Below are 10,404 nucleotides of genomic sequence, written 5' to 3'. Positions count from 1 at the left end.
GACGAGCGCACCGCCGACTTCACCTATGCGCGCCTGATGTCCAGCCGCGAGGACGAACCCACCGGCATGACCGACGAAGAGCTAAACGCCATCGCCGCCAAAACCCGCGAATGGGCCAAGAATGGCGACGTCTTCGCCTATTTCATCTCCGGCGCAAAGGTTCGCAATCCAGCCGCCGCCATGGCTCTGATCGAAAAGGTGAAGTAGGCGGCTGATCGCACATGCGCCCCAGACCGCTATCGAGCCATAGCGGTCATTTCGAGCCATTGCTGGTAGGTCGAGAATGAGACACTCTGCCCCCATGGACGAAGAACCTGCACTATCCGACCTTCTCGCTGACCGCGCCCACCTGTCCCACTTGCTGCAAGACTTCACGTCCGGCGTCGTGTCAGCGACGGCCGAAGACATCGCGACTCTGCGCGAGGAGTTGGGATTCGTCGAAGGCCAGATAAGCGCATCTACGGGAGGCGAGCCGACGTTCACTTGGAACGACTTAGTGGTCGTTGCCGATCATGCTCCCACTTGGCAACGCCCGGGGTCGACGGCATCAATTGTCGGGATTTCCCGTCAATATGAACGGTCTGGGACATACCTCGACGAGTTTCCGACCGGCAATGTCTACACCGTCGAGTACGACGACGGTGCCTCGGCAGATGTGCCCCAAGCTATGCTGCACGCTACGTAGCGGAAGTCTGCTAACCACCCTTTGCAGCCATCTAAAACGTCTGCCTTAAGAGTGGTCTTCTCTTGTCTCATTCACAAAGAGCGGAAGCACCAACAATGCGCCTCCGCCCTATGATGTCTTGATCGTTTTAGGCCAACTTGGCTTCGTGGCCCAGATCCAGACCCATCTGCCAGAAACCGGCTTCCAGTCGCGAGGCTCTGGCGAATATCTTCACCAGTTCCGCAAAGCGTTCATCCGAGACGCCGCGCTGGGCCAGTCGATCCAGATTGGCGCGGGCACCTGCGGCGGCGGCCAGATAACCCTCGCCTGCATATTCGCCGATCCATTCGCGATAAGGGTGATCCCCCAGTGCATCCGGCCCGTTCGGGGCCAGCGACTTGGCGATTTCGCCATAGCCGATCACGCACGGGATCAGGGCCACATGAAGGTCCAGCAGGTCGCCCGACATGCCGCAATCCAGCACATAGCGGGTATAGGCAATATTGGAGTTATGCTCCTCTGTCGCCTCGACATCAGCCGCCGATAGCCCCCAGCGCTCGCACAGACGCAGGTGCAGGTTCATCTCGTTCAGGATGGCGGCCATAGTATCCTGTGCCGCCTTGATGTCCTGAAGCGTGCGGCCCTTATAGGCTGCCAGCGCATAGGCGCGGCTGAACTGGATCAGGAACAGATAGTCCTGCACCAGATAGGCCTTGAACGCGTCGTGAGGGAGCGTGCCCTCGCCCATCATGCGCACAAAATCGTGGTCCACATAGGACTGCCAGTCATCATGGGCAGCCGCTTTCAGACGGTCGAAGAAATCCATTATGCATCCCCCTCATAGGCAGCATCAAAGAAGGCCAGTTCCAGATCGACAGCACGTTTAAAGAAGTCGCGCGCCATATCGGCCTCGGCGGGACCAACACGGTCCAGCTCGCCCTTCAGGAAGGTGACGAAATCGACGAAGAACGGGTTGTCGTGCAGAGTAATCCATTCAGCATGGATGAAGTTTTCAGGCATCGGACTATCAAGGCGTTGCGCCCAGTCCAGATAAAGCCCCTCGGCAACGTTCAACACCGCCATGATAGCTGCATAGGAACGGGTAGCCGCGGCTTCTTTCATCAGAGCTTTGAAACCCGCCGTCGGCGCGGCATCAGGAATATCGTGGCGCTCTTCACCAATACCCAACGCCGCGAACGAGCGGATGAAATAGTCGTTCTCGTCGCTGCACACCATGCCAAGGAAACGCCCCAGACGCAGACGGCTTTCGAACAGATCGGCCGAGGCCACCGCCGCACCGACCAGTGTCACAAAGGCATCAATGAAACGGTGGTCCTGAACCAGATAGCGGCCCATCACCTCGTCCGAGATGCTGCCTGCCAACAGTTCATCGACATAGCGGTGCCTGACGCAGCCATCCCAACCCGCTGCGTTTTCCAAACGCAGGCTTTCGACAAAGCCGGACATTCCTCACTCCCAACTGCCCTGCTGTGCTCCCGATGCGGGAATCGCAGATCGCCTATGGGGTCGCACCGATAGCGACGGGGGTAAAGCCATCGCCCTGACAGGTAACGAGAGTTGTCCGCGTGTGGTGGGTTAGCCCAGAGAGAAACGCGCCGACCAGCCGTCAAATCCAGCCTCGACACCCGCTGGCAGGCGCTTGTTCAGCGCCTCATAGTCCATATCGATATGCAGATTGGTCAACACCGCGCGTTTGACGCCTGCATCGGCGATCCAGCCCAGCGTCTTGTCCAGATGCGCGTGGGTCGGGTGCGGATGATAGCGTAACGCATCGACGATCCACAGGTCCGCACCGCGCACAGCCTCGATAGCCGCCTCGTCCAGATCGGAAACGTCCGGCGAATAGACCACGCCTCCCGTCCCGTTATGGCCACCGATACGATAGCCAACCGCGCGGATATTCCCGTGCGCCTGATCGAACGTCACGACCGGCACAGCCCCGCCTGCCCCGTCCACCGACCAAGGCGTGCCGTGCGGCGGGATCAGATGGGCCTCGGCAATGGCCGGATAGTTGTTCTGCAACTCGAACACATAGCCGAAACGCTTCATCAGCGAGTTATATGTCGCCTGATCCAGCCACACCGGAATGCGCTGCCCGCCCTGAATGAAGAAGACACGGATATCGTCAATGCCGTGGGTTTGGTCGGCGTGATCGTGGGTGTAGAGTACGGCATCCAGATGCCGCACGCCCGCCATCACCATCTGCTGCCGAAACTCCGGCGAGGTATCCACCACCACATTGGTCACGCCACCCGTTCCGATACGGCGGAACAGAGCAGACGAGCGTGTTCTTAGGTTACGCGGATTTTGCGGATCGCACACACCCCAGTTGCCATCGCCACGGGGTACGCCACCAGACGATCCGCACCCCAGAATGACAACTTCCAGCTCATCCACCATGATATCCACCATAGGGCGTTACGGTCTTGGTATGGAATGGAACAGACCAAAGAAGGCGTCTGTCGTCAAACGATCCGCCTCTTCGGGGGACCAGCCACGCACCTCGGCCAGCTTGGCCAGTACATGGCTAATATAGGCCGGCTCGTTGCGTCGTCCGCGATACGGGATCGGGGCCAGATACGGACAGTCGGTTTCGACGATAATCCGGTCATTGGGCATGATGCGGATCACTTCGCGCACATCCTCGGCGGCCTTGAATGTCGCAATACCCGACACCGAGAACCACGCCCCAAGATCACCAGCAATATCAGCTAGTTCTAGACCACTCGTGTAGCAGTGCATAAGGAACTTGAACGTTCCGACGGCCATTTCTTCTTTGAGAATGGCCGCGCAAACATCGTCGGCTTCGCGCGTATGAACGATCAGAGGAAGGCCCGTCTCGCGTGCGGCGATGATATGCTGGCGGAACACATTGGCCTGAATGTCGCGCGGACTGAGATCATAGTGGAAATCAAGACCGCACTCGCCAATGCCGACAACGCGGTCGCGCTGGGCCAGTTCGATCAGGGTATCGGCCTTCAGGTCGGCATAGTCCTTGGCCTCGTGTGGGTGAACCCCCACCGTGCACCAGATATCCGGATGCGCCATTGCCAGAGCATGCGTCGCCTCGAAGGTCGACAGCTTATCCGAAATCTCGACCATCATCTCTACGCCAGCCTCGCGGGCGCGGGCGATAACCTCGTCGCGATCCTCGTCGAACTGCGGGGCGTGAAGGTTGACGTGACTATCGATCAGCATGGTTCAGTGCAAAGCCTTGGTACGCGCAATGTCTGCCAGCGCACCCAGCAGCACATCACCTTTATCCATATTCAATCCGGTGGCCCGTTCAGGCAGTTCCGACAGACGGCCCCACAGTTCCGCCCAGCGCGCACCCTCGCGCCCACCGGTTTGCGCAGCATGGCGCTTAACTGTGGCAATCAGACGATCCATCAGCGCGTCAAATCGTACTGCGCCTTCTGCACCGCGGAAGCTGGAAGCCACATCCAGCTCTTCTTTGCGGTCAAGACCTGCGCCCTCGACGATCATGCGGGCCAGTTGGTCCATTTCGAACAAAGGCCCGGACGCCAGGCTCAGCGCCGCACCCGGCGAGCCACCCGCCATTGAAGCCGCGCTCTCGGCCTCTTCCCAAGACACCTGCGTGCGTTGCTGCACCAGTTCGGCCAGCTTCGCCTCGGTCCACACCGGAAAGCTCAAACGACGGCAACGCGAACGAATGGTTGCCAACAAGCGCCCCGGCGCATGGGTCACGAGGAACAGCACACCACTTTCAGGTGGTTCCTCAAGAATTTTAAGTAAAGCATTGGCTGCATTGATATTTAAATCATCAGCAGCATCAATAATCGCCACGCGGTATTTGGCTTGAGAAGGGCTCTTGGAAAAGAATTCCGGCAACTGGCGGGCCTGATCCACCGAGATGGCCTTCTTGGTTTTGCCACCCTCGATGATACGTTCCAGCACCAAAAGATCGGGATGGGCCTGTGCCGCTACCAGACGCGATACGGGATCATGAGGTGAGGCCCCCAAAGGCCCGCGCGACGGATCAGGCGCAGCCCCTAAAAGTCGACGGGCTGCCCGATAGGCAAACGACGCCTTGCCCGCGCCCTCGACACCGCACAGCAGCCACGCATGGTGCAGCCGTCCGCGTCCAAGCGCGTCAAGAAAGGCCTCTTCCGCCTTCAGATCGGGAACAAGATCGTAACGGTCGCGCGGATGCTCGTTCAAAGCAGCCGCTCCTCCACCACGGCCCACAGCCGCTCGGCAACCTCTTCAACCTCGCCGGTGGCATCCAGCACCACACAACGCTCGGGATGGCGCACCGCCACGGCAAGGAAACCCTCGCGCAGCTTCTGGTGGAACTCCAGCCCCTTGGACTCAAAGCGGGTTTCAAACAGACCACGGCCAAAGGCGCGCTCCAGCCCCACCTCGACCGGAATATCAAACACCACGGTCAGGTTTGGCTGGTTGTCGCCGACCACATGCTCATCCAGCGCCTCGATCAGGCTATCGGGCGCACCGCCGCCCGCGCCCTGATAGGCGCGGCTGGAATCGGCAAAGCGATCACAAACCACCCATTTGCCCTCTTCCAGCGCAGGAAGAATTTTGCGCTCCAGATGGTCCGAACGGGACGCATACATCAACAGGGTTTCCGTCCGCGCCGACCAGCGCTCTGCGTCACCGGAAACCGCTATGGCGCGGATCTCCTCGGCACCGGGGGATCCCCCCGGCTCGCGCGTCTGCACGGTGTCTATGCCACGCTCACGCAGGCGCTCTGCCAGCAGGCGCGCCTGCGTGGTCTTACCGGCACCTTCGCCGCCCTCGAATGTAATGAATCTGCCTCGCACGGGCGCACAATGGCCGCGCCCGCGCCGGAAGTCACCCCGATTCAGTCGGCTATCAACAAGGCATCCGCAAAACCGCGTGCGATGATCGCCTGACGCAGACGTTCAGCCCCTTCGCGATCAGCACCGGAGCCCACAACCACGCGATAAAGCGTGCGGCCGTTACGCTCGAAACTTTCCACAACTGCGTCACCGCCTACCCGTCGGGCAATACCGTCAGCGAACGCCCGCTCTTCGAATGACATGACCTGGACACGATAGGGGCCGCTGGCTTGCGTTGGCACAGGCGCGACAGGCGGCGGCGTGTAAACGGGCACAGGTACCGGAGCTGGCACAGCGGCCGATGCCACCAGTGGCGCGTTACGCGCCGGCATCAATGGCGGTAATGGCTGATCGGGGATCGGCACATCGCGGCGAGTGCGCGGATAATTGGTTGTCGTTGCTGGACGCGTTGCTGCCTGCGTACGCGCAGGCTGGCGCGGTCGTTCGCGAGCCACTTCATTATACGGGCGCGCGGTCGACGAAGGCGCATTTTGCACCGACGATGGCTGCTCTGCCGGTTGGTTCGCGCCACGGCTACCGACATCAGCCAAGCGCATCCCGCCACCCGAGCGTGGGGCACGACCTGCATAGCGCACCCTCACCTCGCCCACACCCTGATTAAGCAGGCCCAATGCATCAGCGGCACCACGTGACAGGTCAATGATGCGGCTGTCGACAAACGGCCCGCGATCATTCACCCGCAGCAAAACCCGCCGTCCGTTGGCGGGATTGGTTACCTCGACCATGCTGGGCAGCGGCAAGGTCTTATGCGCCGCCGTCAGCGCATTCATGTCGAACCGCTCGCCCGTCGAGGTCGAGCGTCCATGATGATACTGTCCGTACCAGGATGCCTGCCCCGTCTCGTTATAATCAGGCTGTTCAGCCGGACGATAGGTGCGCCCGCGGATCGTATAGGGCCGCATCGTTCCCGACACGAACGGAGCCGCATCGCTGACCGAAGGAATGTCACGCGGTAAGGCCCCGCCCTTGCCGCCCCCCGCTGACGCACAGGCGGACAACGTGACCAAGGCGGACACCATCAAGACTGTACGAAATGCCCCCTTGTGGAAGCTTAAGGACATCAAAGGCGACGAATGGGGGAAGGTTACCGACTGCATACCCCACCATGCACACGGCAAACTTGGAGTTTGGTTAACGCATATTAGCTGTTTTCGACTTGAGCCCGCGACACATTTCCCGCTAAGCACTGCGCTGCCTTGCGACTCGCCGCTGACTCGCAAGGTTCGCGCACCAAGCGCCTGACGGAAGAGTGGCCGAGCGGTTTAAGGCACCGGTCTTGAAAACCGGCGTAGGTGAGAGCCTACCGTGGGTTCGAATCCCACCTCTTCCGCCATCTATTCAACAACAACTAGTAAGTATAATTAAGTACACACTAGTCATGTTTACTTAAAATCTACATCAGAGACTGAGTAAGTTATGAATATTTCCAATAAAACTGGCTATATACTTTATCAAAATCTCTAAGGTAGATTCTGAATACTTTAAGCCGCGACATTTCCGTGGCTTGCAGCCAAAACTATATCTCAGCTTCGAATCCATATCTTCCCGCCATCTATTCGCCCGCTAAAGCGGGCTATGCGGGTCGCCCGCAAATACCCCCGACATTACCGCAACTTGCGCAGCCCACCTGGGCTATTTGCCGTCTCCAGAGATGGCTGATGGCGCAGTTATGCCCCTCATTCTCCCGCCCGTCTCCGTTTGCGCAGCGGCGCTAGAGTTTGGCGCGCCCTTTGCCTGTTTACAGGGAATAACAGGGAATATCGCCTGTGTTTTGATAGCGGAAGCCTGGCACCAAACCGACAAAACCCCGCTGTAGCGGGGCTTTTGATAGTGCGGCAGCTCATTTCCCTTACAAATTAACAGGGAAAATAAAACGGCCGAGCAGGGAATAAATCGACCGTATCAGGGATTCAAATCACGATATCAGCGAATGGATTCAGTCCATAAAAAGAGCCCGCTGATCATCCCAATCCAGCGGAACATCCTGCCTCATGATGTTTTGCAAAGTCAGACGCTCATCGGTTAAACCCTCAATGATCTTGGCCTTAATCTCCGGAGCCAGGAAAGCCACCCGTAGCATGCGCGCGGCATAGGTAGAGTTGATGTCTTCAGCCCGGGCCAAGTCTTCCAGACGAGTCACCTCGCTGTTCAAGAGTTTGCGCTTCCAAGCCTCGGCCCTAACCAGTGCGGAACTTAAGGCCGGATCCAGATTGCGCTTGATGATGGCCTCGGTGCCATTGGGCCCCAGCACTGTCAGTCCACCGCGTTTGGCGATCTTTATCGGGCAGAGGATGACCGGCTGGTTTTGCTCCTGATCCAGTTGCGCCAATCGCATGCGTCCTGCATCGCTGATGGGGCACTCGGTCAGGCGTGTCGGATCCAGCCTGATCTTCAGCCCCTCGCGCTGCACCTCGATGCGATCAATCACATCGCGCACCTGATCCCAACTCGGCGATGTCCTGGTCTCCAGCAAGGGAGCCACCGCCTTGAGCACGGCCTCTTCGATCACCGGCGCAGGCACGCGGGGATGCACTCCCGCTTCTAACTTTCGCCCCTTCTGTACCGCGGTCGAGACATAGTACCGGTAGGTCGCCCCGCCCTTACGGCCAGCATTGACCGGCGACATCACCTGCCCTGCACTATCAAAGATCAGTCCGCACAACGGTGCGCCGGTATGTGCGGGGCGGGCCTTGCCCGGTTTGCGGGTGCGGCGGGTTTCATCCAGCAAGGCCTGCACCGCATCAAAGGTCTCACGAGAGATGATCGCCTCGTGCTGACCGGGGTAGGATTCATCCTTGTGGGGGATCTCGCCAATATAGGTGCGATTGCGCAGCAGGTAGTAAATGGCCCCGCGCTGCAACGGCCCGCCACCGGTCTCAATCTCGTGGCGATTAACCCAGCGCTTGGCGCAGATGCCCTTAGCCGAGGCATCCTTGACCATCTGGTGCACCGACTTCACTTCCAGATAGCGGGAGAACATCCAGCGCACGGCGTCGGCTTCTTGTTCGTTGATCTTTAGGGTTCGCCCGTCAGGGTCATAGCCCAGCAGCGGGGTGCCTCCCATCCACAGCCCCTTCTTCTTGGAGGCGGTGATCTTGTCGCGGATCCGCTCTCCGGTCACTTCACGCTCGAACTGCGCAAAGGACAAAAGCACGTTCAGGGTTAGCCGCCCCATGGAGGTGGTGGTGTTAAAGGCCTGGGTGATGCTGACAAAGCTGGAGCCGGTCCGGTCCAGCACTTCCACGATCTTGGAGAAGTCGGCCAATGAGCGGGTCAGGCGATCGACCTTATAGACCACCACCACATCGATCTTCTTGGCCTCGATGTCTGCCATCAGCCGCTTGAGGGCCGGACGCTCCATCGACCCGCCCGAATAGCCACCATCATCATAGACCTCCGGCGACAAGCTCCAGCCCTCACCCGCTTGCGAGAGAATATAGGCGGCGCAGGCATCGCGCTGGGCATGCAGGGAGTTATAGTCCTGCTCCAACCCCTCTTCGGTGCTCTTGCGGGTATAGATGGCGCAGCGGATGGTCTTGGTCTGCATCAGGCCTGATCCTCACGCAGACCAAAGAAGCGCGGCCCGTTCCAGCGCGAGCCCGTGATCTCGCGGGCGATGGCTGACAAGCTCTTATAGCTTTGCCCCTTCCAGACATAGCCACCTTCCACCACTTCCACCTGATGGCGCTCGCCTTGCCATTCGCGCTGGATCAGCGAGCCGGTCTTGAAGCTGTGAGCCACCACGGTGGGCTTGGAGCCTGTCCGGTGCCGAGCCGCCAGTTGCGCCAAACGCTTGTCCAACGGATGCGATGAACTCTCCTGCTGCAACCGGTCAGCCAGCGCCCTTCTCATCATATCGGTCGATCGCAAGGCCGGCGGCTCGCCAAACCGCTCGCGCCAAACGTAGCGCACCTCTTCCAGAGTCATGCTTGCCACCGCCGCGACCAAGGCCTTGATCTCGTTCATTGGCCTGCCTCGGTTTGGATGGACCAGTAACGCGTGCCCTCATGCTTGTAGCTTTGGACCAGATAGCCCTTCTTGCGCAGTACGCCGGCGATTGCGCCTCGAACCGAGTGCGGCTGCCAGCCTGTGGCCTGGGTCATGGCCTTCATCGTGGCCCCACCCTCTTGCTGCAGGAGGGTAATCAGTTGCGCCTGTTTGCTCGGCACCTTTGCAACCGGTTGCGGCTCTATGTTGTGGAAGGTCAGCATGGTGTTCCTCGGATCATCTGGAGCGGCTTGCCCCTACTGATCCGAGCCCGGCTTGGCCGGGCGGAACACCCGCACTAACGCTCCGATTGCAGCGCTAGTCCACCGATGTTCAAAAACATTTAGCTGGCCCCATTGCCAAAGCTTGGGCTGCTTCCCAGCTGTGCCGTGTTGAACTCAGTAAGTCCCTCAGTTGCTCCTCTTGTGATCCCCTTCTCGGCTTCGGTCTGATCTCCTCTTCTTGGCTCCGGTCTTTTCATTCTCATTGGCTACGGCCCGTTCGAACAAATGTTCCAGCTATCCATAGACGCCAGAGCAGCCGGTGATGCCGGCCTGCCGTCACAACCTCCCACCCTCTTCGGCTGAGGCGGCATAGTCCTGCAGTGCGGGCGTGCGCCCTCACGCCTGCATAAAGGACTATGTTCATGACCATTTCTGCGCACGACGCTCCCGTTCCAGACGCCCCCAACCTTCCCGCATCCATTCAGCTGTCGATCGAGTATTTGCCGATCACGGCCCTGATTGCGGAAGGTCGCAAACTCAAACTCCACAAAGCCTCCGACATCACCGCCCTAGGCTCAGGACTCATAGCCAAAAGAGCACTGTAGCGGCGAGGGCTATGGCGGAGAGGAAGACGTTCGGGCACCGA

General features: G+C 59.5%; 13 protein-coding genes and 1 tRNA gene. 4 read left to right on the top strand and 10 right to left on the bottom strand.

Going from position 1 to position 10,404, the window contains the following annotated elements; translation table 11 throughout:
- The coding region (locus RSB01_RS11865) for a DUF72 domain-containing protein (RefSeq protein WP_332625524.1) at nt 1-207 on the top strand (207 nt) is incomplete at its 5' end.
- A gap of 94 nt (nt 208-301) precedes the next feature.
- Nucleotides 302-685 carry a hypothetical protein gene (locus tag RSB01_RS11860; RefSeq protein WP_332591815.1) on the top strand — a complete coding sequence of 128 codons (384 nt, stop codon included), beginning with the start codon at nt 302-304 and terminating at the stop codon, nt 683-685.
- A 127-nt stretch (nt 686-812) separates the two neighbouring features.
- On the opposite strand, the gene tenA is transcribed toward RSB01_RS11860, so the two are convergent.
- From tenA to RSB01_RS11825, 7 genes are all read right to left on the bottom strand, one after another.
- Nucleotides 813-1,490 carry a thiaminase II gene (gene tenA / locus RSB01_RS11855; RefSeq protein WP_332620289.1) on the bottom strand — a complete coding sequence of 226 codons (678 nt, stop codon included), beginning with the start codon at nt 1,488-1,490 and terminating at the stop codon, nt 813-815.
- On the bottom strand, nt 1,490-2,131 hold the full coding sequence (locus RSB01_RS11850; RefSeq protein WP_332620290.1) for a TenA family protein: 642 nt from the start codon (nt 2,129-2,131) through the stop codon (nt 1,490-1,492). Before RSB01_RS11850 ends, tenA begins: the two co-directional genes overlap by 1 nt.
- A gap of 129 nt (nt 2,132-2,260) precedes the next feature.
- Nucleotides 2,261-3,085, bottom strand: a complete 825-nt coding sequence (locus RSB01_RS11845; protein WP_332591225.1) for an MBL fold metallo-hydrolase — start codon at nt 3,083-3,085, stop codon at nt 2,261-2,263.
- 18 nt (nt 3,086-3,103) lie between these two features.
- Nucleotides 3,104-3,883, bottom strand: a complete 780-nt coding sequence (locus RSB01_RS11840) for a TatD family hydrolase (RefSeq protein ID WP_332591221.1) — start codon at nt 3,881-3,883, stop codon at nt 3,104-3,106.
- A gap of 3 nt (nt 3,884-3,886) precedes the next feature.
- Nucleotides 3,887-4,867, bottom strand: a complete 981-nt coding sequence (locus RSB01_RS11835; protein WP_332591222.1) for a DNA polymerase III subunit delta' — start codon at nt 4,865-4,867, stop codon at nt 3,887-3,889.
- Nucleotides 4,864-5,487, bottom strand: a complete 624-nt coding sequence (gene tmk / locus RSB01_RS11830) for a dTMP kinase (protein WP_332591223.1) — start codon at nt 5,485-5,487, stop codon at nt 4,864-4,866. The genes RSB01_RS11835 and tmk overlap by 4 nt, the downstream gene beginning before the upstream one ends.
- Before the next feature lie 41 nt (nt 5,488-5,528).
- Nucleotides 5,529-6,563, bottom strand: a complete 1,035-nt coding sequence (locus RSB01_RS11825) for a septal ring lytic transglycosylase RlpA family protein (RefSeq protein ID WP_332591226.1) — start codon at nt 6,561-6,563, stop codon at nt 5,529-5,531.
- A 227-nt stretch (nt 6,564-6,790) separates the two neighbouring features.
- Between RSB01_RS11825 and RSB01_RS11820 the strand changes: the two genes are divergently transcribed.
- Nucleotides 6,791-6,880 (top strand) — tRNA-Ser (locus tag RSB01_RS11820).
- A gap of 603 nt (nt 6,881-7,483) precedes the next feature.
- Here the strand turns inward: RSB01_RS11820 and RSB01_RS11815 are convergent.
- Genes RSB01_RS11815 through RSB01_RS11805 form a run of 3 tightly spaced genes read right to left on the bottom strand, consistent with a single transcriptional unit; the run spans nt 7,484 to nt 9,758 of the window.
- Nucleotides 7,484-9,094 (bottom strand): recombinase family protein, encoded by a 1,611-nt coding sequence (locus RSB01_RS11815; RefSeq protein WP_332625523.1) that lies wholly within the window; start codon nt 9,092-9,094, stop codon nt 7,484-7,486.
- The gene (locus RSB01_RS11810) at nt 9,094-9,513 is read right to left on the bottom strand and encodes a DUF2924 domain-containing protein (protein WP_332591224.1); all 420 of its coding nucleotides are present in this window, start codon (nt 9,511-9,513) and stop codon (nt 9,094-9,096) included. The genes RSB01_RS11815 and RSB01_RS11810 overlap by 1 nt, the downstream gene beginning before the upstream one ends.
- Entirely contained in the window at nt 9,510-9,758 is a 249-nt protein-coding gene (locus RSB01_RS11805; RefSeq protein ID WP_312815938.1) for a DUF3489 domain-containing protein, read from the bottom strand. Before RSB01_RS11805 ends, RSB01_RS11810 begins: the two co-directional genes overlap by 4 nt.
- 422 nt (nt 9,759-10,180) lie before the next feature.
- On the opposite strand from RSB01_RS11805, the gene RSB01_RS11800 reads away from it, so the two are divergent.
- Nucleotides 10,181-10,363, top strand: a complete 183-nt coding sequence (locus RSB01_RS11800; RefSeq protein WP_332625522.1) for a hypothetical protein — start codon at nt 10,181-10,183, stop codon at nt 10,361-10,363.
- Nucleotides 10,364-10,404: the final 41 nt, after the last annotated feature.

The sequence above is a fragment of the Brevundimonas sp. genome (assembly GCF_036659295.1).
Classification (GTDB): Bacteria; Pseudomonadota; Alphaproteobacteria; order Caulobacterales; family Caulobacteraceae; genus Brevundimonas.
This window is presented reverse-complemented; position numbering and strand designations above follow the sequence as displayed.